Genomic DNA, 26,335 nt, shown 5'->3' with positions numbered 1-26,335 from the left:
TCGCGCTCAGTGCAAGCGCTGATGGTCAGGCAAGGGCAGAGAGGTCGCTAGGCCACCTGCCCTTTTTTGATTCAACGTTCGGCAAACACAACAGCACGCGCCGCCGTCACCAGGCAGTCGGTCAAATCAGGCGAAGAAAACTTGGTGAGAATCGCATTGGCCCCGGCCCGATTGGCCTTTTCACTGCTCATGGCGCTGTCCAGTGAGGTGTGCAGTAGAACGTACAGGTGCTGGAAGTCCGGTGTCTCGCGCAGGGTGCGGGTAAAGGCGTAGCCGTCCATCTCGGACATTTCGATGTCTGAAACGATGATGTTGATTTCCTGGGCAGTGCCCTGCAGTTCCAGCAATACGTTGATCGCATCCTTGGCACTGCGTGCGGTGTGACATTCGATGCCGAGATGGCGCAGGGTATGCACTGACTGCTGCAGCGCCACCTGGCTGTCGTCGACCACCAGAATGTTGGCGGCTGCCAGCAGGCTTGCGTCTTCTTCGCTCAGTTGATCAGGATGGGCCTGGGGCTCTGGCGGGGCGATGCCGTGAATGACCTTCTCGATATCCAGCACCTGTACCAGGGTGTTGTCGACCCGCGTCACCCCGGTGATGAACGACCGGTTGCCCGAGCCGTACGGCGGCGGTTTGATGTCGGTGCTCAGGCAGTGGACGATGCGGCTAACCGCCTGCACGTGCAAGCCTTGGCGCGAACGGCTGATTTCGGTGACGATCAGGCAGCCGCCGGCCGGATCTTCCAGCGGCCGTTCGCCAATGGCCCGGGACAGGTCGATGACCGACAGCGAATTGCCCCGCAGTGTCGCTACGCCCTTCACATGGGGGTGTGACTCGGGCAGCTTGGTCAGTGGCGGGCAAGGGATGATCTCGCTGACCTTGAGCAGGTTGATTGCCATCAGCTTGCCGCTGCGCAGGGTGAAGAGCAGTAGCGACAGCGCATCTGCACGGGCATTTTGCGTGGCCATGGTGACCTTCGTGAAAGAACTAGGGATGCCGGTTTATCGGCTTCATTCAACGGCTCTTTAATGCCGACAGCGTCAAGCAGCGATCAACGCTCGCGCAGCGCTTCCCGGGCGCGGTTCAGCGGCTTGACCAGGTAATCGAGTATGGTCTTCTGACCCGTGCGAATATCCACCGTGGCGATCATCCCCGGCACGATCGCAAAATGCTTGCCGGCCTTGTTGGTCAGGCTGTCCTGTTCGGTGCGGATGAACACTCGGTAGTAGTAGATCTCGGGCTTCACTTCATCCTGCAGGGTGTCTGGGGAAATGCCCACTACCTTACCGTCCAGGCCGCCATACACCGAGTAGTCGTAGGCAGTGATCTTGACCTTGGCTGCCTGGTCGGGGTGGATGAAGGCAATGTCTCTTGGGGCGATGCGTGTTTCGATCAGCAGCCGCTCGTCCATCGGCACAATTTTCATCACCTGCCCGCCCGGCTGCACGACACCGCCCAGGGTGTTGACCTCGATGTCCTTGACGATGCCGCGTACCGGCGAGCGCAGGGTCAGGCGGGTCAGTGAGTCGCTGCGCCCGCGAATCACCTCCGCCAGGCTGTCGGCTTCGGCACTGGCCTTGGCCAGCTCTTCACGCGAGCGCACCAGGTAGTCGGAGCGCGCTTCGTTGGCCTTGAGTTCAAGCTCCGAGCGCTGACGGTTCAGGCGGATCACCTCAACTCGGCTGGAGGCACCCATCTTGGCCAGGTTCTCGGTGATTTTCAGTTCGGCGCGCACCAGCCTCAACGAATCCTCGATGCCTGCCAGGGTCTGCTCCAGGCCTTTTCGACGGGTTTCGTACAGCGCAGTTTCGGCGTCGATCAGTTCGGGCGAGTCTTTCAGGCTTGCAGGAAAGCGCAGTGGTTTGCCGGTGACCTCGGCGCGCAGGCGTGCCACGCTGGCCAGTGCTGCGCGGTACTTGGCCTCGCTTTCGCCAACGCTGGAGGCGGTCTTGGTCGGGTCGAGCTGCGCCAGCACCTGGCCACGCTCGACCAGATCGCCTTCGGCGACGTTCATTTCGGCGACGATGCCGCCCTCGAACGACTGAATCACCTGCTCCCGTGAGCTGGGAATCACCTTGCCGGTGCCGGTGGACACTTCGGTTACCTCGAACCAGGCCGCCCAGGCCAGGAAGGCGCCGAGCATCACCGCGCAAATTGTGATGAGGCGGCCAGCACGCAGTACCGCCTGCTCGTCCTGGCCATCGAGGTAGGACGCGGGAAGTTCATGTTGGCTCATGCCTGCACTCCTTGCAGTTTGGCCAGGGCGGCTTCGCGTTTGTCGTCGATGACGATACGCCCACCGTCCAGCACGATGATGCGTTCGACCCGCTGCAACACGCTCAGGCGGTGGGTTGCGATCACCAAGGTACGGCCCTGGCAGAAGCGGTCGAGGTTATCCAGCAACTTGCGTTCGGTGGTGTCGTCCAGCGAGGCGGTGGGCTCGTCGAGCAGCAGCACCTGCGGTTGGCGCACCAGCAGGCGTGACAGCACCAGGGCTTGGCGTTGGCCGCCGGAGAGCCCCAGGCCGCCTTCGAGGATCAGATGGTCGAGCCCCTTGGGCAGGCGCCTTACGAACTCCAGTGCCCCGGTCGCGGCCAGCGCTGCGACCAGCTCCTGGTCGCTGGCCTGGCCGGCGCCGAGGGTGAGGTTTTCCCGCAGGGTGCCGTGAAACAGCCGGGAATACTGAGCAAGCAGGCCCACGTCGCGGCGCAGGTCGGCGGGGTCTAGGTGGTCCATGGCGATGCCATCGAGGCTGACTTCGCCCTGGGCCAGGTCCATGGCGCCGCCTAGGGCCTGCAGCAAGGTCGATTTGCCGGCACCGTTGCGCCCCAGCACTGCAATGCGCTCGCCGGGTTGAATGGCCAGCTGGCCGATGCTCAGCACGGGTGGTGCCTCTGGGCTGTAGCGAAAGTGCGCCTGGCGCAGCAGATATTCGCCGCGGATCGCCGGCAAATGGACGCGGGCTTCGCCCTCGGGGTGATCGACCGGTGCCTGCATCAGCTTGTCCAGGCCCTCCAGCGCGACTTTGGCCTGTTGCCAGCGGGTCAGTACATGGGTCAGCTGGGCAAGTGGGGCCATCATCCGTGAGGACAGCATCGAGGCGGCCACCAGGCTACCGGTAGTGAGGTCCCCTGCAATCACCATTGGCGCGCCGATCACGATCACTACCGCAAACACTGCACCTTGGACGTTCTGGGTCCAGGTGACCAAGCCGTTGGTCAATGTGCGCAGGCGCAAATTGGTGTGCGCGCAGGCAGCGTTGTATTGATTCCACTGCCGCTCGAAACGGGCTTCGGCCTGCAAGGCTTTGATCTCGTCCAGGCCCTGCACGCTTTCCACCAGCATGGCATTGCGCAGCGAGGATTCGCGCATCGACGCATTGGCCAGGGCCGCCAGCCGCTTCTGTGCCAGCAGGCCGGGGATGACCATGGCCAGCAGTGCCACCAGCGGGATGAACACCAGTACCCCGCCAATCAGCCAGAACACGAACAGGAACAGTAGGAAGAACGGCAAGTCTGCCAACGCGGTTGCCGTGCTGGAGGTGATCAAGTCGCGGATCGACTCCAGCTCGCGCAACTGTGAGATGAACGAGCCGGTGGATTTCGGCCGGGCCGAGTTGCGCAGGCGCAGCGCATGCCCGTAGACCAGGTCCGATACCCGCAGGTCAGCGCGTTTGCCCAACAGGTCGGTCACCTTCAGGCGCAGCAGGCGCATGCTGAAGTCGAACACCAACGCCAGCACCACGCCGCCGAACAGTACGTACAAGGTGGGCAGCGACTCGGCGGGAATCACCCGGTCGTATACCTGCATCGAAAACAGCACGCCGGCCAGCGCCATCACGTTGGCCACCAGCGAGGCGACCATCACCTGGCTATAAGGGCGCAGGTCGCGCAGCACGATGCGGGCGAACCAGTGGTGGTCGTACGGGGCGGTGTAGTCGTCAGTGCGCACATCACGCAGGGGCCGCGCCGGGCGCATCAGCGCCACGCGGTTGATACGCCCCTCCAGGGCGTCACGGGGCAAGCGCGAGGTCAGGCGCTGGTCGCCGGCAAACACCACTGCCAGCTCGTTGTCTTCGGTCACGGCCTCTACCGTGGCCAGTTGACCATCGTCCAGTTCCAGCACCAATGGCGTGCGCCACTGGCGCAGGGCCTTGGCGTCGTAACGCACGAAGCGCAAGGTCAGGCCGGCCTGGCGTGCCATGTGCCGCAGAATTTCATCCAGCGGGCGTGCATCTTCGACCGCAGCCAGGCGGATGCGCTGGGGCGAGACGTCGAGACGGTAATGGTGCGCGACCTGCAGCATCACTTCCAGCCAGGGGCTCAGATCGGGGCGCTGTTCCTGCATCTGCTCCACAGGCTGCTGCTGACCGGATTGGGTCAATTTCACAGGATCGTTCATGGCTCGATTTCCACCCCTTGCAGGTTGCGCCCTTCCAGCCCAAAGGCCGAACGCAGGGCGCCGGTGTTGTACAGGCAGTCGACATCCAGGCGCAGCAGGTCGGAGCGGGTGCCGGCGAGTTCGAAGCGGGACTGGTAGATCTCCTGCTCGGCATTGAGCAGGTCGAGCAGGGGCCTGGTGCCCAAGTCCAGGTACTGCCGGCCATACAGTTGGCGGGCTTCCTGAATGCTGGACTGGCGTGATTGCAGTGCGTCGAGCCGCCGGCCCAGGCCTGTAGTCTGTGCCATGGCTTCGGCAAGGCCTCGGCGGGCTTGCAGGCGTGCGGCGTCCTCAGCCGAGTCGGCGGCGCTCAGGGCATGCCCGGCGGCGCGGCTGCGCGCGCTGACGGCGCCACCTTGATAGATGGGCACTTCGACATTCAGGTAGATGCCTGCCTGAGTGCGGTCCAGGCTTCGGTTGTCGCGGTTGTAGTCGTTATCCAGGTAGTGATTGACCTGCGGCTGCAGCGACAGCGTGGGGTAGGCCTCGGCCTTGGCTTGGGCCAGTTCGGCCTGGGATTGGGCACGCAGGGCCAGGGCCATCAGCACGGCGGGCAACCGGTCGCTACTGCCATTGCTGCGCTTGCACGCCTGGTTCAGTTCAGGTGGCGGCGCTTCGGCCAAGGCTGGCGGCGCCACCCGCCCAAGCAGTTCGGCCAGGGTGGAGCGCCAGCGTTGGTATTGGGCTTGGTACTCTTCGAGGGTAGCGCGGGCGCCCTCCACCCTGGATTCGGCCTGGACCACATCGGAACGCGTGCTGGCGCCCATGTCGCTGCGTTGCCGGGCCATGCCGGCGATGTCTCCCACGCCGCGAATCTGATCGCGGGCGATCTGCATCAGTTGCTCGTAACGGCGGGTTTCGATCCAGGCGTAGGCGGTATCGCGGGCAAGGTCGTCGATCACCAGCAGGATGTTGGCCTGGGCGCGATTGGCCGCAGCCTGGGCGGCGCTGACGGCATGGTCGACCTTGCCGAAGTCGTACAGCATTTGCTTCAACGACAGGTTCACCGCCTGGCTGCTGCGGTCGCCGCCGTAGCCGGTGTCATAGCCGGTGCGCAGGCCCCCAGAAATTTGCGGGTAGTATCCTGCGCGGGCCACGTTGATGCCTTCGCCTTGCTTGTAAAGGTTGCCAATGGCCTGGGCGATGCTGGGGTGCCACTGGGCGGCGGTGAGTACCGCTTCAGCCAGGCCCAGGCGGTCACCTTGGGCGCTGGCCTGCCCGGTCGGTGGGCGAGCCGGCACGGCATCGGGCGCGTCACGCATCAGCGACGGCCCGATGGTACGCAGTCTGGGGTCTATGTCATCGGCTGCCTGGGCAACCGGGTTCAGATTCAACGCCAGGAGCCCGAGGGCTCCTAGCCACAGCGGTGACAGCGGACTGCTTCGCTTCACGAAATTCCCTTACTGCTGTTCGTCCTTGTCGCCGGGCATGTGCCCGGCGGTTTGCAGCGGCCTCAGACGACATGGATGCTGTTCTGCACCCACAGGTGATGGCTCGGATCTTCCTGGGCCGTGTATTGGTTATAGTCGATGCCATCGACGGTCTGGTTTGCAACCAAGGTCCAGTTGTCCGTCATGTGCACTGAGTCTTGCCCGTCCCCCTTGATGATCAGCGTGTCGTTGCTGGCTTCGGTGATGGCTACCACGTCCGCCAGGTTCAGGGTCAGCGCCACCGCGCTGGTGTCGTTGAGGTCGATGACCTCGATGTTGTGGATACGATCGGCCAGGTTTGCCAGGTCGATGCTGGCATCGCCACCGCCCCACAACAGGGTGTCGGTACCGGTGCCGCCGTCGACGCTGGCGAAGTTCTGGTCGACCACTTCGAGGGTATCGTTGCCGGCGCCGCCTTCCAGGGTGATGTGGCCACCCTGGCTGCCCACCAAGTGGTCATCGCCGTCGGTGCCGGCGATCACTTCACCAGAGGCCGCCGCGAGGCTTGCAACCACCGCATTGTCATCGCTGGTATCGGCCGCCAGTGCCGAGAAGGTGGTCAGGCCGGCAGCATTGTCTAGGTTGACGGTCAGGGTGGCCGTGTCGGTGGTGCCGTTGGGGTGGGTCAGCTCGTAGGTGAAGGTGTCATGCTGGCCGATCACCGCTGAGGTCAGCCCGCTTTTGAGGGTGTAGGTATAGCTGCCATCGGCTTGTACCAGCAGCGTGCCGTAGGTGCCCACCACGCTCACGCCGTTGTAGCCAGGTACGGTGAAGGTGTTGGCTGCGGTCAGAATGCTTAGCACGGTAAGGCTCGACCCAAGCGTGTCTGCCCCCGCCGCGTCGGTGATCAGGTTACCGCTCACCGCGGTGTAGTTGCTGACCACGAACTCGGTGAGGTGCGTGGTGGTGGCATTGAGGCTGGTGGTAATCGAACTAAGCAAACCGATACCGCTGGAGTTCACGCGTACCTGGTAGCTGCCGGCCGTTTGCCCACTAAAGGTATAACCGGCGCCACCACCCAACAGGGTCAGCAGCGAACTGCCAGGTACCGATTGCACCAGAGCATACTGGCCAGTACTGGTGTTGAGTTTGTACAGCGCGATGGTGGTATTGCCCAGCAAGGTCAGCAGGTTGGCCGAGTTGATCACCACTTGCAGGTCGGCGCTGGTGTCGGCGGCTACGGTGGTAGTGTAGGTGGCCTGGCGTGCGCCGATTACCGGCAGGCTGAGCGTGCCTAGGGTTGTGCTGCTGGTGTCGACCCGGTTGGCCAGGGTGATGTTGGTGCTATCGATGTCGTTGACGGCGTCCACCACGGTGGCTGGCGCGCCAAGGTTGGTGTCGCTCCAGACCTCAGTGGCCTGTGGGCTGTCGATGCGCACATAGAGGCTGGCCGCAGCGGCCTGGCCGTTCGGATGCACGAGCTGGTAGCTGAATACGTCGACCTTGCCCACGCTGGCGGGGGTGCCGTTGGGGGTGTAGGTGTAGCTACCGTCGGCATGAATCACCAGGCTGCCGTACAGGCCTTGCACCGTGGTGCCTGCGCCACTGGCGGCGGCAACGAAGCTGCCGTTTTTGAGCACCTGCAGTACGGCGGCGTTGTCTGGCCCCAGCGAGTCGATGACGCCGGTAGTACCCGGATCGGTGATGACGTTGCCCGAGGTTGCAGTACCGCTGCCGGTGAACTGGGTGAGGCTGGTGATATCGACTTCCAGCGTGGTGGCGACGTTGGTGACCAAGCCTATGCCGCCGCTGGCTACGGTCAGGCGATAGTCACCGGCTTTTAGCACGCCGATGTCTACCTGCAGCCCTATCGGCAGCACGATCAGGTCCAGCAGGCCCTGAGTATTGCCGGTAGCGATTGTCACCCATGCACCGCTGGCGTCCTTGACCTGCAAGGTGAAGTTGGCGTTGTTCAGCAGGGCCAGCACGCTGTTGGTTGACAGCAGCAAGGTGGGGTCGGCAGTGGTACCGGCGCCCACCGTCCAGGTGAAGGTCTTGCTGAACCCTGACAGCAGCGTTGTGAAGCTGTCGTTGAAGGTTTGCGAGGTGGTTACGGGCGAGAGCGTCACATTCGCCGTGGCCAAGTTGTCGCTGGCGACCAGTGGCAGGTTCGCATCCAGGTCAGGCGCTGTGACGATTGCTGCGCCGGATACGTTGTTACGCGGGTCGGTCAGTGTCACAGAGAGGATCTGGCCGTTGTCCTGCGCGGGGCTCAGGGTAACGGTGAAGCTACCATTTGGCTGCACGGTGGCAGTCTGCAGTACCGTGCCGCTGGCGTTGCGTACGGTGACCGTGGCGCCCACCTCGCCGGTGCCGGTCAAGGTCGTGCCGTCGGCACTGATCACCAGGCTGCCGGGCAGGGCGGGCGGGGTGAGATCAGGAGCGGTAAGCGCGGTGCCGGTGGACACATTGCCTGCGGCATCGGTCAGGGTGACGGTCAGCGCCTGGTTGTCGATTTGCGCAGCGCTGAGGCTGACCACGAACAGCCCGTTGGTGCCGACCGTGGCAGTGCCGAGCACAGTGCCTGCACTATTGCGTACCGTCACCGTGCTGCCGACCTGGCCCGAACCGCTGATCAAGGTGCCATTGGCGTTGATCGTGGCCACAGGAGCGGTGGGCGGTGTGGTATCTGGTGCCGTGATGGCGGCCCAGGCCGAAAGGTTGCCGGCGGCATCTGCCTGGCGCACTACCAGGGCCTGGCCGTCGTTTTGCGCGGTGTTGAGGGTTACGCTGAAGGTGCCGTTGGCCTGCACCACCGCGGTGCCTAGCGAACCGCCCGTCAGGCTTAGCACCGTGACGGTGGCACCGGGTTCGCCGATGCCGGTGAGCACGGTGCCGTTCGCGCTGATCGCAAGGCTGGTTGGCGCCAGCGGTGCCTGGGTGTCGGGTGCGGTGAAGGTAGTGGTGGCGGATACGTTGAGCGCAGCATCGGCTTGGCTCAGGCTCAGCACCTGGCCGTTGAGCTGGGCGCTGCTGAGGTTGATGGCGAACCCCCCTGCGCCGTTGACCAGCCCCGTCCCAAGCACGGCCCCCCCGGCATCACGCACGGTGACGGTGGCACCTGCTTCCCCGGTACCGGTCAGCAGCAGGCCATTGGCCGACAGCGCAGTGACCACCGGGTTGGCCGGTGGGGTGATATCTGCAGCCGTTATAAACACTGGCTGCGATTCGCCGCCTAGCGCCGACACCGCCGTCACCGACAGGTGTTGCCCGTTGAGTTGGGCACTGTCGAGCGTGACGGTGAAGGCGCCGGTGACTGGATTGGCCAAACCGCTACCGATCAGGTTGCCATCAGCATCGTAGACACGGATCGCCGCGGCCGCAGTTGCTACACCTGTCAGCGTCAGGCCATCGGCGGCCAATACTGCACTGACTGGGGGCTCGGCCGGTGGAACCAGCGGGGTGGTATAGCTGGCCACTGGCGAAATGTTATTGGCGGCGTCGGCCTGGGTCACGGTCAGGATCGCCGACGAGCCAGGCGTTGGTGACAGGCTGACCGAGAAGTTGCCAGCACTGTCGACCTGGCCGGTGCCGATCTCTTGGCCACCGAAGCTTACGGTTACAGTGGCACCCGCTTCGCCACGCCCGGTGAGCACGTTGTAGTCGGGGTTGATGGCCAAGTTGGTGACGATGGCTGGCGGCGAGGTATCGGCGGTTTGGTAGGTGCCAGGCAGCGAGACGTTACCAGCGGCGTCGGTGGAGGTTACGGTGAGCAACTGCCCGTTGTTCTGAGCGGGGCTCAGCGTGACGACGAAATTGCCGCCATCGGGCACCGTCACGGTGCCGACCACCGTGCCGGCTGGGTTGCGCACAGTGATAACGCTGCCTACCTCACCCGTGCCGCTGAGCAATGTGCCGTTGCCGGTCACGTTCAGGCTGCCCGGCTGTACCGGCGGGGTCAGGTCTGGGGCGGTCAGTAGCAGCGGCAGCGACGGGTTGCCAGTAGGGTCCTGGGCAATGACGGTCAACTGCTGGCCGTTGACCTGCGCGGTGGTCAGGGTAATCACGAAGGTGCCGTCGACGGCGATGACGCCCTGGCCGATGAGGTTGCCCAGGTTGTTGATCACAGTGACCTGCGCACCGACCTCACCGGTGCCGCTGATCTGGGTGCCGCTTGGGTTGAGCGAAGCGACGACCGTGGCAGGTGGCGTGACGTCGGCAGCGGTGAGGCTACTGATCGCCGAGATGTTGTTGGCGTTGTCCTGCAGCGTGACCTGCAGTAACTGCCCATTCAATTGCGGGGTGTCGAGGTTGACCAGGAAGGTGCCGTTGGCAGCTACCGTGGCGGTGCCAATTTGCACGTTGCCAACGAACACCCGTACCGTCGCGCCCGCTTCGCCGACACCGCCAAGCTGGTCGCCAGCGGCATTGAGCTGCAACGCGGTGGCCGCGGCCGGTGGGGTGAGGTCTGGTGCGGTGACCGTGACCGGTTCGCTGATGTTGCCGGGTGGATCAGCCTGCTGCACCGACAGCACCTGCAGGTTGATCTGCGCTGGGGTCAGTTCGACGCGGAAGCTGCCATCGGCAAGCACTGTGGTGGTGCCCAGCAGAACACCGGCGGCATTGGTCACGGTGACCGTGGCGCCTGGTTCGCCCGCGCCTGTCACCACGCTGCCATCGGCATTGATCAGCACATTGGTGAGCTGGTCGGGCGGGGTGAAGTCCGGCGTGGTCAAGGTGGCTGCGGCCGACACGTTCCCGGCTGCGTCGGTCTGGGTGAAGCTCAGGACCTCGGCGTTGCTCAGGGCCGGGTTCAGGGTGACGGTGAAGTTGCCACTGGCGTCGACGGTAGTCGTACCCACCTGCTGGCCACCGGCATTGGTAACGGTCACCGTTGCCCCAGCTTCACCGCGGCCAGTGATGGTCACGCCGTCGCTGGAAATCGCAAGCTCGGTGGGTGGTGTTGGCGCCGTGGTGTCAGGTGCCGTGATGGCAGTGGGCGCCGACTGGTTGCCTGCGGCATCGGTCAGCACCACCTGAACCTGCTGGCCATTGGCTTGGGAGGGGGTGAGGGTGACTTGGAATGTGCCGTTGGCAGCTACTACACCGGTACCGATCACGCTGCCATCGGCAGCCAGCACCTTGATGTTGGCGTTGGCCTCGCCGGTGCCGTTGAGCAGGCTACCACCCCCAGCGAAGGCCAGATTGGCCGGCGCATCGGGTGCCACCCGGTCGGGCGCGGTGAGGCTCACACTATTGGACTCGTTGCCTGCAGCATCGGTTTGCGCGGCACTGAGTTGTTGGCCATTGATCTGCGCAGCAGCCAGTGTGACGCTGAAATTGCCGCTCGCATCGACGACGGCGCTGCCAAGGCTGGCGCCGCCTGCGCCGGTGATGGTGACTGTAGCGCCAGCCTCACCACGGCCCGTGACCACCAGCCCATCACTGGACAGCATCAGGTTGGTCAAAGGCTGCGGTGCGGTGGTATCAGGCGCCTGCAGCAGTGTGGGCAGGGAGCTGGTGCCATCGCTGCCGATGGCGCTCACTTGCAGCACTTCACCGTTGGCCTGGGCTGAGCCAAGGGCCACGGTGAAACTACCGTCGCTACCGACCGGGGCCATGCCCAGTAGCACCCCATTGGGCCCGTAGACCTTGACCATGATGCCAGGCGTGGCGGTGCCGGTGATGGTCAGGCCATCGGCCGACAGCACCAGGTTGCTGGGCGACGCTGGCGCTGCAGCGCCGGGTGCCGTGACTTGCTGTTCGGGTGAGGCGTTGAGTGCGGCATCTGTCTGCACCACACTGAGCACCGCGCCCGTGTTGGCGGCAGGGCTCAGGGTGACGCTGAACTGGCCGTTGGCCGCGACGATGGCATTGCCCAGCGCAGTGCCATCGGCAGCGCGGACGGTCACCGTGGCACCGGCCTCGCCGGTACCGGTCAAGGTCGTGCCATCCGCCGATACCGCCAGGTTGGCAACCGCTGCGGGCGGTGTGGTATCGGGGGCGGTGTAGGGCGCTGCTGGCGAGACATTGCCCGCCGCATCGGTAGCGGTGACCTGCAGGGCCTGGCCGTTGGTCTGGGCGCTGTTCAGGGTCACCTGGAAGGTGCCGTTGGCGGCAGCCACAGCGGTGCCGAGCACCGCACCCGATGCATCGCGCACGGTGACCGTGCTGCCTGCCTCTGCACTACCGCTTAACTGCAGGCCGCTGCTGGACAGCGCTAGGTCGCTGGGTGCGGCTGGCGGCGTGAAGTCGGGGGCAATGATGTTGACAGCGGCCGAAGTATTGTTGCCTGCGTCGGTCTGGGTGATGCTCAATCGCTGGGCGTTGAGCTGAGCAGTGTCCAGGTCGAGAGTGAAGCTGCCGTTGGCGCTTACTACCCCGGTACCGACGATAGTGCCATCGGCGCCGCGCACGGTGACGGTGGCCCCGGCTTCGCCCAGCCCGGTCAGGGTGAGGCCATTGTTGTTGAGCACCACATTGGTCAATGGGCTTGGTGCGGTGAGGTCCGGTGTGGTCAGGCTGACGGCTGGTGAGACATTGCCAGCTGCGTCCACTTGGCTGACGCCAATTGCCTGGCCGCTGTTCTGCGGTGTGTCGAAGATCACCGTGAAACGCCCATCGGCCCCCACGGTGGCGGTGCCCAACAAGGTGCCGGCGGCATTGCGCACCTGCACGGTGGCGCCGACCTCACCACTGCCAGACAACTGCCGGCCATCGGCACTGAGCAGCGCATTGGTGACGGCCGCCGGCGGCGTGCGGTCAGGGGTCGCCAGGCTGGCGGGGCTGGACACGTTGCCGGCAGCATCAGCCAGGGTCACCTGCAGAGGGCTGCCAGTGGTCTGGGCGCTGGGCAAGGTGATCTGGAACTGCCCGCTCTGGTTCACCGTGCCGGTAGCCAGGATGACGCCGCTGGCATCACGCACGGTTACGGTGGCGCCAGCTTCACCTTGGCCGCTGACCACAGTGGCCGCGCTGTTGAGGCTCAGGCCGCTCGCAGCATCCGGTGCCTGCAGGTCAGGCGCCTGCAAGGTGGCCGCCAACGATACATTGCCGGCCGCATCGGCTTGGGTGATGGTGAGGTTTTGCGCATCGCTTTGCGCAGGCGTCAGGGTGATGTTGAACAGGCCATTGCTACCGACTGTGCCAGAGCCGACGACGGCGCCGTTGGCGTCTGTGACGCTGACGGTCGCACCCACTTCGCCGCGGCCGCTGAGGGTGGTGCCGCTGCGGTTGATGGCAACCTGAGTAGGCGCATCGGGCGCCGTGGTGTCCGGTGCCTGCAGCGTAGCGGGTACCGAAGGTGCGCCACCGGCTGAAGCCCGCGCACTGACGCTCAGCACTTGCGCATTGAGCTGGGAATTGGCGAAGAAGATGCGGAAGATCCCATCGCTGCCGACCGTGCCGGTGCCGAGCGTGGTGCCGCCAGAAGTGACGGTGATCAGCGAGCCGACTGTACCTTCACCAGTCAGCAGGAAACCATCAGCGCTCAGCGCAAGGTTGCTCGGCGCGGCCAGTTCGGTACCGTCCGGGCCGTTGACGGTGACTGCGGTTTCATTGTTGCCGCCGTCTTGTACTACCAGTTGCACGCTGTCGCCAGTGGCCAACGGTGGGTTGACCTGAACCGCGAAGGTGCCATCGGGCCCAACTGTAGCACTGCCCAGCTGGGTGTTGCCGTCGCGCACGATAACCGTGGTGCCGGGCTCAGCGCTACCACTGATCGTGCCGCCATCCGGGCTGACAGCAATGTCCGAAGCCGCAGCAGGGGGGGTGGTGTCGGCAGCGATCACCGGGGTCGGCGCGGTGCTATTGCCGGCAGCATCAGTGACCACCACGGTCACCGTCTCGCCGTTGAGCAGGGCTGTGGCCAATGGCACGCTGAAACTGCCGTCAGGGTTGACCGCTACGGTGGTTTCTACACCACTGGGGCTGAGCACGGTGACCGACGCCGCACCGGGTGCATTGCCGGTCAGGGCCAGGCCATCAGGGGTAATGGCAAGGTCTGTCGGCAGTTGCGGTGGGGTCAGATCGGGTGCGATGGCCTGGGCAGCGGCCGATGCTGTGCCCTGGCCATTGATTTGCACGACGTCGAGTGTCTGGCCATCGAGCTGAGCTGGGGTCAGCGACACGCTGAATGTGCCACTGGCAGGCACCACGACACTGCCCAGCAGGTCACCTGCGGCGTTGCGCACTTCAACCGTTGCGCCGGCCTGACCTGTGCCTGTCACCAAGGTGCCATCGGCATTCACTTGTACCCCGCCAGGCACCGCCGGGCCACTGCTATCGTCAGCCGTGAAGGGCACCGACGGCGAGGCGTTGCCAGCGGCGTCGGTCAACACCACCGACACCGTTTCGCCGCTGATTTGCGCGGGCGAGAGGGTCACGCTGAAACTACCGTTCTGCCCCACGACGCCGCTGCCAAGCAACTGCCCGGCAGTGTCGCGCACTTGCACGGTCGCGCCAGGCTCACCTTGGCCAGTAAGCAGCGTGCCATCGGCGCTCAACGCAAGCCCTTGCGCTGCCTCAGGTGCTTGCAAGTCACTGGCGATCAGGGTGTTGGCAGGGGAGGGGTTGCCGCCGCCATCGGTTTGGATGACGGTCAGGGTCTGACCATTGAGCTGCGCTGGGGTGAGGGTGACGCTGAAGCTACCATCGGCCTGCACCGTAGCATTGCCCAGCACAGCACCCCCAGTGCCGGTTACTCGCACCTGCGCACCAGGCTCGCCGAAACCGGTCAATTGCGCGCCATTGGCGGACAATGTAAGGCCGGTGGTGATGGCCGGCGCGGTAGTATCGGGTGCATTCAAGCCCACCGAAGGCGAAACGTTGCCGGCAGGGTCGCGTTGTTCAACGGTCAATGCCTGGCCGTTGGTCTGAGGGGGTGCGAGGGTGACTTGGAAATTACCGTCGTTGCCCACCACGGCGCTGCCCAGCACCGCGCCATTGGGGCCGCGCACGGTGACCGTGGCGCCGGCTTCGCCAGTACCGCTGACAGTAGCGCCGGCGCCATCGACACTCGGCGTACCGACCACTTGTGGTGGGGTGCTGTCAGGCGCGATGAAACCGACCGGCCCTGCACTGTTGCCCAGGCTGTCGGTGGCTTCCACGGTCAGGCTCTGGCCATTTAGTTGTGGCTGGCCAAGGGTTACGTCGAAGCGGCCGTCGGCACCCACCGTGGCTGTACCGAGCACCGTACCATCGGCAGCGCGCACTGTGACCAGCGAGCCGGCCTGGCCCGTACCGGTCAGGTGTAGGCCGGTGATGTCGATCGCCAGGCCAGAGGGTTGCAGCGGGCCGTCCAAGTCAGGTGCGGTTACCGTCGTAGTGGAAGTGTTGCCGGCACCGTCGCGCAGGGCGACATCCAGCTGTTGGCCGTCGTTCTGCGCCGGGTCCAGTGTCACCGCGAACTGGCCGTTGGCGCCTATCACGGCGGTGCCCAGCAGCGTGCCTTGGGCGTTGGTGACCTGTACCGTGGCGCCAGGTTCGCCCCGGCCCGTCAGCGTCACGCCGTCGGCGCTGACTTGCAGATCGGTGGCCTCGTTGGGGGGGGTAATATCCGGAGCGCTGATTTGAGTCGGCAGTGAGCTGTTGCCGCCGGCATCGACAGCCACCACATCAAGCAGCTCGCCATTGGCCTGCGCCGGGTCGAGGGTGAGGGTGAAGGTGCCCTCGTTGCCAACTTGCACGCTGCCAAGCACATTCCCGTTGCCATCGCGCACCTGCACCTGCGTGCCAGCAGGTGCGTTACCGCTGAGCGTGGTGCCGTCGGCGCTGACTGCCAGCCCGGTGGGGCTGTCCGGCAGGGGGGCGGCTGGCACGATCACGGTTACGGCGGTAGACGGATTGCCTGCCGCATCGGTCTGTACCAGCTCGATGGACTGGCCGGTAGTCAGTGCCGCGTCCAGATTGACCAGGAAGGTGCCGTTTGCGCTGACAACGCCGCTTCCAAGCAACGCACCTGCGCCATCGCGAACCTCGACCGTTGCGCCCGGTTCGCCGCGGCCCGAAACCGCCAGGCTGCCAGCGCCTAGCGTAATGTCGGTGATCTGCGCGGGTGGGGTTGTGTCGGGCGCGGTGTAGGCCAACGGGATCGAGCGGTTGCCCGTCGCATCGGTAAGCGTTATGGACAGTTGCTCACCGTTGGCCTGCGGGGCATCTAGGGTCACACTGAAGCTGCCATTGGCGGCGACGATGCCGGTTCCGATCAGATTACCGCTGGCATCACGCACCTCCACCCGCGTACCCGCTTCGCCGCTGCCGGTCAATGTCACCGCATCGCTCAGGCTCAGGCCCGTGGGCTGTGCTGGGGCCTGCAAGTCTGGAGAGGTCAGTGGAGTTGGCGTCGACACGTTGCCAGCCGCATCGGTAAGGGTGATCTGCAGGGACGAGCCGTCGGTGACAGGTGCGGTCAGCACCACATTGAACGTGCCATCGGCCTGAACGCTACCGGTGCCGATCACCTGGCCTTGGTCATCCAGCACTTTGACCGTCGCGCCCACTTCGCCACGGCCCGATACCAGGCGGCCGTCGCCGCTGATGGCCAGGTCGCTGGCAGGTTGTGGTGGTGTGGTATCGGTGCCGCCGTCGATGTCCGGCGCAGTGACGGTGCTGGCCGCAGAGGCATTGCCAGCCGCATCGGTAGCCGTGACCTGTAAAGACTCGCCGTCCACCTGCGGGGGCGCGAGGCTGATGCTGAATACACCGGTCGGGCCCACCAGGGCGGAACCCAGCACGGTGGTGCCGTCAGCAGCCAGAACCCGCACGGTGCTGCCAGGCTCGGCCCGGCCGGTGACGAGGGTGCCGTCTGCGCTGACCTCAAGCTCGCTTGGCGCTGTGGGGGCGGTGATGTCGGGTGCGCCGATCTGCGTGGGCAGCGACGATGTGCCGAGACTGTCGACGGCGGTCACGTCCAGCAGCTGGCCGTTGGCTTGCGCCGGGTTCAGTGGCACGGTGAAGGTGCCCTCGGCCCCTACCACCACGCTGCCCAGTAGCGTGCCGTCGGCGCCACGCACCTCCACCCGCGTGCCGGGCTGGGCGCTGCCACTGATGCTGGTGCCATCGGCTGCGATATTCAGGTCGGTTGGGCTGGTTGGGACGCCGGTCAGGGGCACATCATAGTCGACGACGGGCGATGCATTGCCGGCAGCATCGGTCTGCACCACGCTCAGTTGCGCGCCCGGTGCCACGGCAGGGGCCAGGTCGACGATGAAGGTGCCGTTGGCGCTGACTATTGCACTGCCCAGCAGGTTGCCATCGGCATCGCGCACTTGCACCGTGGCCCCGGCTTCGCCACGGCCGGCCAATTGCAGCCCGTCCGGCCCTACCGCCAGGTTGGTGACAGCGGCAGGTGCAGTGATATCCGGAGCGTCGAATTGCAGCGGCGCCGAGGTGTTGCCAGCGGCGTCGACCAGGCGCACGTCCAGTGCTTGGCCATTGGCCTGGGCCGGCGACAGGGTGAGGCTGAAGTTGCCATCGGTCCCCACTTGGCCGCTGCCAACCAGGTTACCGGCGGCGTCACGCACCTGCACCGTAGTGCCAGGCTCACCGCGCCCGGTCAGGGTAACGCCGTCGGCAAGGGTAAGGTCAGTGGGTTGCGCTGGGGGTTGCAGATCGGGGGCAGTCAGCAGGCTTGGCGTCGACACGTTGCCAGCAGCATCGGTAAGGGTGACCTGCAGAGACGAGCCGTTGGTGACAGGTTCGGTCAACACCACATTGAACGTGCCATCGGCCTGAACGGTGCCGGTGCCGATCACCTGGCCTTGGTCATCCAGCACTTTGACCGTCGCGCCCACTTCGCCACGGCCCGATACCAGGCGGCCGTCGCCGCTGATGGCCAGGTCGCTGGCAGGTTGTGGTGGAGTGGTATCGGTGCCGCCGTCGATGTCCGGCGCAGTGACGGTGCTGGCCGCAGAGGCATTGCCAGCCGCATCGGTAGCCGTGACCTGTAAAGACTCGCCGTCCACCTGCGGGGGCGCGAGGCTGATGCTGAATACACCGGTCGGGCCCACCACGGCGGAACCCAGCACGGTGGTGCCGTCAGCAGCCAGGACCCGCACGGTGCTGCCAGGCTCGGCCCGGCCGGTGACGAGGGTGCCGTCTGCGCTGACCTCAAGCTCGCTTGGCGCTGTGGGGGCGGTGATGTCGGGTGCGCCGATCTGCGTGGGCAGCGACGATGTGCCGAGGCTGTCGACGGCGGTGACGTCCAGCAGCTGGCCGTTGGCCTGCGCCGGGTTCAGCGGCACGGTGAAGGTGCCTTCGGCCCCTACCACCACGCTGCCTAGCAACGTGCCGTCGGCGCCACGCACCTCCACCCGCGTGCCGGGCTGGGCGCTGCCACTGATGCTGGTGCCATCGGCTGCGATATTCAGGTCGGTTGGACTGGTTGGGACGCCGGTCAGGGGCACATCGTAGTCGACGACGGGCGATGCATTGCCGGCAGCATCGGTTTGCACCACGCTCAGTTGCGCGCCCGGTGCCACGGCAGGGGCCAGGTCGACGATGAAGGTGCCGTTGGCGCTGACTATTGCACTGCCCAGCAGGTTGCCATCGGCATCGCGCACTTGCACCGTGGCCCCGGCTTCGCCACGGCCGGCCAATTGCAGCCCGTCCGGCCCTACCGCCAGGTTGGTGACGGCGGCAGGTGCAGTGATATCCGGAGCGTCGAATTGCAGCGGCGCCGAGGTGTTGCCAGCGGCGTCGACCAGGCGCACGTCCAGTGCTTGGCCATTGGCCTGGGCCGGCGACAGGGTGAGGCTGAAGGTGCCATCGGTCCCCACTTGGCCGCTGCCAACCAGGTTACCGGCGGCGTCACGCACCTGCACCGTCGTGCCAGGCTCACCGCGCCCGGTCAGGGTAACGCCGTCGGCAAGGGTAAGGTCAGTGGGTTGCGCTGGAGGTTGCAGATCGGCGGAGGTCACCGAGCCTGGGGCTGACACATTGCCGGCAGCATCGGTGAGGGTTACCTGCAGGGTGCTGCCGTCTTTCACGGCTGGCGACAAGGTGAGTAGGAACGTGCCATCGGCACCTACCGTGCCGCTGGCAATCAGGTTGCCGCTGGCATCGCGCACCTGCACGGTTGTGCCGGCTTCCCCCCTTCCGCTCAGTTGTTGGCCAGCAACGCCGATCACCAGGTTGGTCGGTGCCTCGGGAGGTGTGGTATCGGGTGGAGTGCCGTCGTCAGGCGCGCTGATCGCCGCAGCCCCAGAGGTGTTACCAGCGGCATCGGTGGCGGTGACGCTCAAGGCCTGGCCATTGGTCTGCGGCGGTTGCAAGGTGACGCTGAACAGCCCATCGGCCCCCGCGGTGGCAGTGCCCAGCAAGGTGCCGCCGGGGCCACGTACTTGCACGGTGGCGCCCGGCTCGGCGCGGCCGGTGAGGGTGGTGCCTTGGCTGTTGACTGCCAATTCGCTTGGCGGCGTGGGGGCGGTAGTGTCCGGTGCGCTCAGCGATCCGCTTTGCGAGGTGTTGCCAGCGGCATCGGTAGCGGTGACGCTCAAGGCCTGGCCATTGGTCTGCGGCGGTTGCAAGGTGACGCTGAACAGCCCATCGGCGCCCGCGGTGGCAGTGCCCAGCAAGGTGCCGCCGGGGCCACGTACTTGCACGGTGGCGCCCGGCTCGGCGCGGCCGGTGAGGGTGGTGCCTTGGCTGTTGACTGCCAATTCGCTTGGCGGCGTGGGGGCGGTAGTGTCCGGTGCGTTCAGCGATCCGCCTTGCGAGGTGTTGCCAGCGGCATCGGTAGCGGTGACGCTCAAGGCCTGGCCATTGGTCTGCGGCGGTTGCAAGGTGACGCTGAACAGCCCATCGGCCCCCGCGGTGGCAGTGCCCAGCAAGGTCCCGCCGGGGCCACGTACTTGCACGGTGGCGCCCGGCTCGGCGCGGCCGGTGAGGGTGGTGCCTTGGCTGTTGACTGCCAATTCGCTTGGCGGCGTGGGGGCGGTAGTGTCCGGTGCGCTCAGCGTTCCGCTTTGCGAGGTGTTGCCAGCGGCATCGGTAGCGGTGACGCTCAAGGCCTGGCCACTGGTCTGCGGCGGTTGCAAGGTGACGCTGAACAGCCCATCGGCGCCCGCGGTGGCAGTGCCCAGCAAGGTGCCGCCGGGGCCACGTACTTGCACGGTGGCGCCCGGCTCGGCGCGGCCGGTGAGGGTGGTGCCTTGGCTGTTGACTGCCAATTCGCTTGGCGGCGTGGGGGCGGTAGTGTCCGGTGCGCTCAGCGTTCCGCTTTGCGAGGTGTTGCCAGCGGCATCGGTAGCGGTGACGCTCAAGGCCTGGCCATTGGTCTGCGGCGGTTGCAGCGTGACGCTGAACTGGCCGTCCGCGCCCGCAGTGGCAGTGCCTAAAAGAGTGCCGTCGGCGCCGCGTACTTGTACCGTGGAGCCCGGCTCGGCGCGGCCGGTGAGGGTGGTGCCTTGGCTGTCGACTGCCAACTCGCTTGGCGGCGTGGGGGCGGTAGTGTCAGGTGCGGTTACCGTGCCGCCCGTAGAGGTGTTGCCAGCGGGGTCGGTGATCGTGACGGTCAGCCCCTGGCCGTTATTTTGTTGGCTGCCCAGGTCGACTGTGAAGCTACCATCACTGCCAACGGTGCCTGTGCCGATGAGGTTGCCAGCCGGGTCGAATACGTTGACCGTCGAGCCCGCTTCACCGCGACCTGACACGCGCAAGCCATCTGGGGAAACCAGCAAGTCGATGGGCGTCGCTGGCGGGGTAGTGTCGCCCGGCTGGCCGCCACCGCCACCGCCCCCACCGCCGCCCGCCGCAGCCGCAACGCCACCGGCACCGAGCAGGCCAAGGGCGGCAATGGCGAAGGTTGAAGTGCCTTCACCCGCAACACCAATACCGGCCACCAGCTGATCCAGCGATGCCACTTCGTCGAACGTGAAGCCGGTGAACGCTGCCGCATCGTAGTTGGCATGCCACAAGGTGCCATCTTCGCCGACGAACACCATGTCGCTGCCAACACCGGCCTGATCCACGGCGAAGAAGTTGCCGATGGTGACCTTTTCACCGGATTTGAGCGTGACAATCAGATCTTGCCCGCGCCGGGTGACGGTGGCCACCTGGTCGGGGGCTACCGGCATCTGCACTACGCCAGGGCTGTTGAGGTTGATATCGCCCCAGGCATTCTGGGTGGCCACGGCGGATTGCTTGTCAGCGACTACGATGTTGTCCATGAGTGCTCCCTGCTGGCTTTCGGTACACGCACAGGTGGCCGTGTGAGGGCCGTGTACCGTGTGTTAGGGAGATATAGCAGCCCATCAGATCGCCACCAGATGGCTTTGCGCCTAGTCCTTTAGTAGAAATCCATCTCAGCGAAGCCCCAGGCGACGGGCCAGTCGGTTGAGGTTGGCGCGGTCCAGCCCCAGCTCGCGCGCTGCTGCTGCCCAGTTTTGCTGATGGCTTTGCAGGCAGGCGGCGATGAGCTGGCGTTGGTAATCATCCACCGCTTCGCGCAGACCGCCTGTCGGCAGAGGCATAGCGGCCTGAGGTGTCTCGGCCGAAGCGCCCGGCGCAACCGGCTCAGTGGGATGCAAGCCCAGGTCGCTTGCCTCCAGGGTGAGGATACGTGGGCGTTGCGCGTGCTGGCCTAGAGCCTTGAGCGAGCAGCGGCCGATCAGGTGCTCCAGTTCGCGCACGTTGCCCGGCCAGTCATACGCCAACAATGCCGCTTGCGCGGCGCTGCTAAGCCGCAGGCTGTTCAAGCCCAGGCGTGATCGGTTCTGTTCGAGGAAGTAGCCAGCGAGCAACAGTACGTCGCGGCCACGCTCGCGAAGCGGCGGCACATGCAACGGGTACACACTCAGGCGGTGATAAAAGTCAGCGCGCAAGTTACCTGCCCGCACTTCTGCCGCCAGGTCGCGGTTGGTGGCGGCGATCAGGCGAACATCGACGCGGTGTTCGCGATCCGAACCCAGCCTTTGCAGTTGGCCGCTTTGCAGCACACGTAGCAACTTGGCCTGCACGGCCAGCGGCAGCTCACCAACTTCATCGAGAAACAGGGTGCCGCCATTGGCCAGTTCGAATTTGCCACGGCGTTCGCCATGGGCGCCGGTGAATGCCCCGCGCACATGGCCGAACAGTTCGCTCTCCACCAGGGTGTCGGGCAGAGCGGCACAATTGAGGCTGACCATTGGTTTGGCGGCGCGTTGGCTGGCCTGATGCAAGGCCATGGCCACCAGCTCCTTGCCTACGCCGGTTTCGCCGTTGATCAGTACGGTGAGCTCGCTGCCACCGACCAGGCGTATTTCTTCCAGCAGGCGCTTGTGCGCGGCGCTCTGGCCGATCAATGCCCGGTCCTGGCCGCTGGCCTGACGATAGACCTCGGCCCGGTGATGCTCGTCCTCGGCGCGCAGCGCCAATTGCTCGATGCGCTCGGCTACGGTCACGGTGGCGGCCGCCAGGCTGGCAAAGGCTTGCAAGGCGTCCAGCTCCAGGCTCTGGAACTGGCCTGGGGTGAGGGCGTCGAGGGTCAGCAAGCCCCAGGGGCGTTCGTCCACCATCAGTGGGCAGCCCATGCAGTCATGCACCTCAAGCGTGGCCCCAGGGGTGTTGACCAACCCATCGTAGGGGTCGGGAAGGCTTGAATCGCTGGCAAAGCGTGTGGGTTGCGGGCGGCTTAGCAGCAGCTCAAAGCGCGGGTGCTCACTGACTTTGAAGCGGCGGCCAAGCGTGTCGGGGGAAAGCCCATCCACCGCCAGCGGCACCAGCCATTCGCCTTCCAGCCGCAGCAATGCAGCGGCATCGCAGGGCAACAACCCGCGCATGGCCTGCAGAAGACGACGATAGCGTTCCTGGTCGGGCAAATCCCGGGACAGATCGCTGACCAAGGGCAGCAGCGTGGTAAGTAGCGGAGTATTAGTCATAAGGACTCCCTTTAGTCAAAGTGACTATACGTGGAGCCAGGTCAATTTGACACTTTCACTTATAAGATATTGATTTAAATGGAATTATTACTTGGCATGATTGCTGTAACTGTTAGCGCAACCTTATCAAGCCTGAGGCTTAGGAGTTGCAAATGCTCAGTGTCGAACAACGCGCAATCATCAAAGCCACCGTCCCATTGCTGGAAACCGGCGGTGAAGCGCTCACTACCCATTTCTACCGCATGATGCTCAATGAGTATCCCGAGGTACGGCCACTTTTCAACCAGGCTCATCAGGCCAGCGGAGACCAGCCTCGTGCCTTGGCCAACGGGGTGCTGATGTACGCACGGCACATAGACCAGCTCGAACAACTCGGTGGGCTAGTCGGGCAGATCATCAACAAACATGTTGCCCTGCAGATTCTGCCGGAGCATTACCCTATCGTCGGTAAGTGCCTGTTGCGGGCAATCGAGGAGGTACTGGGCAGCGACATCGCCACGCCCGAGGTCATAGCCGCCTGGGCTGGCGCCTATGGCCAACTGGCGGACATCCTGATCGGCGCAGAAGAAAGCCTCTACCAACAAAAAGCGCAAGCCGCAGGCGGTTGGCGCGGCACCCGTGAATTTCGCCTGGCACGCCGCGAGCAGGAAAGCTGCGAAATCACCTCGTTCTATTTCGTCCCCGTCGATGGCTTGCCGGTACTCAAGGCTGAACCAGGTCAGTACATCGGCCTTAGGCTGTTCATCGACGGTGCCGAGCAGCGGCGCAATTACTCGCTGTCGGCGCTGTGCGATGGCCTGGGATATCGCATCAGCGTCAAGCGGGAGCAGGGCGGTAAAGTCTCCAATTATCTGCATGATCAACTGGTCGTAGGGGATACCTTGCAACTGTTCCCGCCATCGGGAGAATTCACCCTGGCGGCCAGCGACAAGCCCTTGGTGCTGATCAGCGGCGGGGTAGGCATTACCCCAACATTGGCGATGCTCGAAGCAGCTCTGCAGACTCAGCGGCCGGTACGCTTCATTCACTGCGCACGCAATGCCTCGGTTCATGCGTTCCGCGCGTGGGTCGATGGGCTGGCCGAGCGACACCCGCAGCTTCAGCGTTTTTATTGCTATGGCGAAGGGCAGGACGCGCACCATGCCGATGCGGTTGGCCTGCTCAATCAGGACCTGCTAGGCCAATGGTTGGGGCACGAGCGTGATGTCGATGTTTACTTCCTGGGGCCCAAGGGGTTCATGGGGGCTATCAAGCGGCATTTGAAAGGCTTGGGCGTGCCTGAGCAGCAGAGCCGCTATGAATTTTTTGGCCCTGCGGCTGCGCTCGAGTAGATCACCAATCGCTCTATACGCGGTTGTTTTGATGCAACCTCTATATAAGGAAGATGAAAGGTAAAATGGGCACCTTTCATCTTTAATCCTCTTTTAATCGCTGTATCCTTCACTGCCGGGTGTCGAGGGGCTTGCCCTATCGCGGCACCTGGGGGGCCGTTTTTAACCGGCTGTCGTTGAACCGCTGTCGCACTACTCGGTCTTAGCACCTGCGGATAGCCCAGCGCCGTGCTGTCTCGCCGCCTCGATACGCTATGGGGCCATGCCTGTGTGTAGAATCGCACCCAGGCGGGCGGACCACGCTGCCATCTATCCATCGAAGGAATCGGCAATGAACGAACAAACCCTGCGCCTGAACCGCGAACGGCGCTTTCTGGTACTGCTGGGGGTGATCTGCCTCGCCCTGATCGGCGGTGCCTTGTACATGCAGGTGGTGCTGGGCGAGGCGCCTTGCCCGCTGTGCATCCTGCAACGGTATGCCTTGCTCTTTATCGCCATCTTCGCGTTCATCGGTGCCGCCATGCCTGGGCGCCGCAGCCTGACGCTGCTCGAGGGCCTGGTCGTGCTCAGTGCCATTGGCGGAATCATTGCAGCGGGCAACCATGTGTATATACTCGCCAACCCGATGGTCAGTTGCGGTATCGATACCTTGCAGCCGATCGTTGACGACTTGCCCCTGGCCAAGCTCTGGCCACTGGCGTTCCAGGTAGACGGTTTCTGCAGTACGCCGTACCCGCCGATCCTCGGTTTGTCGCTGGCGCAGTGGGCACTGTTGGCGTTCGTGCTGACAGCCATCCTGGTCCCGCTGGGCATCTGGCGCAACCGGCGTCAGGCTTAGACAAAAGTCCCGAATTCTCAGCGGGCTTTTGCACGGCATGAGATGAGTGAAAAGTCCTCTCCCGCTTGATCCAGATCAACCTACAGCCCTTGTCGGGCAAGGGCTGGAGGGCTAGCAAGCGGGGTGCGACAAACTGTCGCGAAGTTGAATTTCTCGCTCGGATTGTTACAGATCCTGTAAAGGACTGTTGCTCAATAAGTCATAGTCAAGGGTTGGCGACCTATCTACAATCGCCCCCAATTCCCGTTCGGCACTGCTTGCGAGTCGCAGGATTGAAGGAAGCCCTCAGCGCTTCTTTTTGCTGACTTCGTCAAGTTTCGCCAAACGGCGATACCGGGCGGACCCCCCTCCGCGTTTTCCCGCACCAAATGGACTTGGTCTGAAGTACAGGCCTGTTGCCTAAGAAACCATAAGCACCGCTATCACGCTTCACGCCAAGGTCTTGCAGTCAGGCCGGGGCGGGAGCGAGTTCGGGCGCTACATGCCGCACTTGGCAGGACGAAGTGTTGGCTACCAAAACACAAATTGCATTGAAGCAAGCTGATCTAGAGGTCGTGAGATGAGTAAAAAGCGTTACCCCAGACTGTTTGGCATATTGCCCTTTTTAGGCATGCTTTTACTCAGTGGGTGCAACTGGACCCTGCTCGACCCGAAAGGTCAGGTCGGCATTGAGCAAAAGAACCTGATCCTGATCGCTACTGGCCTGATGCTGCTGGTGGTGATTCCGGTCATCATCATGACCGTGGCGTTCGCCTGGAAGTACCGTGCTTCGAACAAGGCCGCCACCTACACCCCCGACTGGTCGCACTCGACCAAGATCGAAGCTGCGGTGTGGATCATCCCGATCATCATCATCATTGCCCTGGGCTACGTGACCTACAAGTCCACCCACAAGCTGGACCCGTATCGCCCACTGGATTCCGATGTGAAGCCATTGCAGATCGACGTGGTCGCGCTGGACTGGAAGTGGCTGTTCATCTACCCGGAGCAGGGCATCGCTACGGTCAACAAGATCGTCTTCCCGGCTAACACCCCGGTCAACTTCCGCGTCACCTCCGACGCCGTGATGAACTCGTTCTTCATCCCGGGCCTGGGCGGTCAGATCTACGCCATGGCGGGCATGACCACCAAGCTGCACCTGATCGCCAACGAGAACGGCGAATTCGACGGTATCAGCGCCAACTACAGCGGCGCCGGCTTCACCGGCATGAAATTCAAGGCCACTGCCACCTCTCAGGAAGACTTCGACAAGTGGGTCGCCGAGGTCAAGCAGTCGCCGAAGAAGCTGGACAAGGCCACCTACGACGCCTTGGCCAAACCAAGCGAAAACAACCCAGTCGCGCTGTATGGCGAGGCCTCGCCTGACCAGTTCCAGCTGATCGTCGACAAGTACGAAGGCATGAACCGCGGTCGTCCGAGCCACGAAGAAGCAGGCAGCAAAGATCTGGCCACCACCGAGTCGAGTGCGCAACCAGCTGCCGGTGCAGAGGAGTAAGA

At 64.4% G+C, this 26,335-nt stretch carries 9 protein-coding genes; 3 read left to right on the top strand and 6 right to left on the bottom strand.

Going from position 1 to position 26,335, the window contains the following annotated elements; all coding sequences use genetic code 11:
- Positions 1-71: 71 nt before the first annotated feature.
- From HU725_RS18945 to norR, 6 genes are all read right to left on the bottom strand, one after another.
- The gene (locus HU725_RS18945) at positions 72-971 is read right to left on the bottom strand and encodes a chemotaxis protein (protein WP_186478314.1); all 900 of its coding nucleotides are present in this window, start codon (positions 969-971) and stop codon (positions 72-74) included.
- Positions 972-1,054: 83 nt separating this feature from the next.
- Complete coding sequence (locus HU725_RS18940; RefSeq protein WP_060480297.1) at positions 1,055-2,239, bottom strand: HlyD family type I secretion periplasmic adaptor subunit; 1,185 nt, start codon at positions 2,237-2,239, stop codon at positions 1,055-1,057.
- Positions 2,236-4,404 (bottom strand): type I secretion system permease/ATPase, encoded by a 2,169-nt coding sequence (locus HU725_RS18935; protein ID WP_186478315.1) that lies wholly within the window; start codon positions 4,402-4,404, stop codon positions 2,236-2,238. Before HU725_RS18935 ends, HU725_RS18940 begins: the two co-directional genes overlap by 4 nt.
- Positions 4,401-5,834 carry a TolC family outer membrane protein gene (locus tag HU725_RS18930; RefSeq protein ID WP_186478316.1) on the bottom strand — a complete coding sequence of 478 codons (1,434 nt, stop codon included), beginning with the start codon at positions 5,832-5,834 and terminating at the stop codon, positions 4,401-4,403. Before HU725_RS18930 ends, HU725_RS18935 begins: the two co-directional genes overlap by 4 nt.
- Before the next feature lie 62 nt (positions 5,835-5,896).
- On the bottom strand, positions 5,897-20,980 hold the full coding sequence (locus tag HU725_RS18925; protein ID WP_217872364.1) for a BapA/Bap/LapF family large adhesin: 15,084 nt from the start codon (positions 20,978-20,980) through the stop codon (positions 5,897-5,899).
- Positions 20,981-21,115: 135 nt separating this feature from the next.
- The gene (gene norR / locus HU725_RS18920; RefSeq protein ID WP_186477641.1) at positions 21,116-22,669 is read right to left on the bottom strand and encodes a nitric oxide reductase transcriptional regulator NorR; all 1,554 of its coding nucleotides are present in this window, start codon (positions 22,667-22,669) and stop codon (positions 21,116-21,118) included.
- Positions 22,670-22,821: 152 nt separating this feature from the next.
- Between norR and hmpA the strand changes: the two genes are divergently transcribed.
- The 3 genes from hmpA to cyoA all read left to right on the top strand — a co-directional run bounded on the left by hmpA (position 22,822) and on the right by cyoA (position 26,333).
- Positions 22,822-24,000, top strand: a complete 1,179-nt coding sequence (hmpA, locus tag HU725_RS18915) for an NO-inducible flavohemoprotein (RefSeq protein ID WP_186477642.1) — start codon at positions 22,822-22,824, stop codon at positions 23,998-24,000.
- Positions 24,001-24,331: 331 nt separating this feature from the next.
- Positions 24,332-24,838, top strand: coding sequence for a disulfide bond formation protein B (locus HU725_RS18910; protein WP_186477643.1), 507 nt, complete (start codon positions 24,332-24,334; stop codon positions 24,836-24,838).
- Positions 24,839-25,397: 559 nt separating this feature from the next.
- Entirely contained in the window at positions 25,398-26,333 is a 936-nt protein-coding gene (cyoA, locus tag HU725_RS18905; RefSeq protein WP_060480572.1) for a ubiquinol oxidase subunit II, read from the top strand.
- Positions 26,334-26,335: the final 2 nt, after the last annotated feature.

It is taken from the genome of Pseudomonas promysalinigenes, assembly GCF_014269025.2.
GTDB lineage: Bacteria > Pseudomonadota > Gammaproteobacteria > Pseudomonadales > Pseudomonadaceae > Aquipseudomonas > Aquipseudomonas promysalinigenes.
This window is presented reverse-complemented; position numbering and strand designations above follow the sequence as displayed.

Excerpts from the sequence above, each read along its gene's own strand:
- HU725_RS18940 (WP_060480297.1), bottom strand. The coding sequence starts at position 2,239 with ATGAGCCAACATGAACTTCCCGCGTCCTACCTCGATGGCCAGGACGAG.
- cyoA (WP_060480572.1), top strand. The coding sequence starts at position 25,398 with ATGAGTAAAAAGCGTTACCCCAGACTGTTTGGCATATTGCCCTTTTTA.
- norR (WP_186477641.1), bottom strand. The coding sequence starts at position 22,669 with ATGACTAATACTCCGCTACTTACCACGCTGCTGCCCTTGGTCAGCGAT.
- HU725_RS18945 (WP_186478314.1), bottom strand. The coding sequence starts at position 971 with ATGGCCACGCAAAATGCCCGTGCAGATGCGCTGTCGCTACTGCTCTTC.
- HU725_RS18935 (WP_186478315.1), bottom strand. The coding sequence starts at position 4,404 with ATGAACGATCCTGTGAAATTGACCCAATCCGGTCAGCAGCAGCCTGTG.
- HU725_RS18910 (WP_186477643.1), top strand. The coding sequence starts at position 24,332 with ATGAACGAACAAACCCTGCGCCTGAACCGCGAACGGCGCTTTCTGGTA.
- HU725_RS18925 (WP_217872364.1), bottom strand. The coding sequence starts at position 20,980 with ATGGACAACATCGTAGTCGCTGACAAGCAATCCGCCGTGGCCACCCAG.
- hmpA (WP_186477642.1), top strand. The coding sequence starts at position 22,822 with ATGCTCAGTGTCGAACAACGCGCAATCATCAAAGCCACCGTCCCATTG.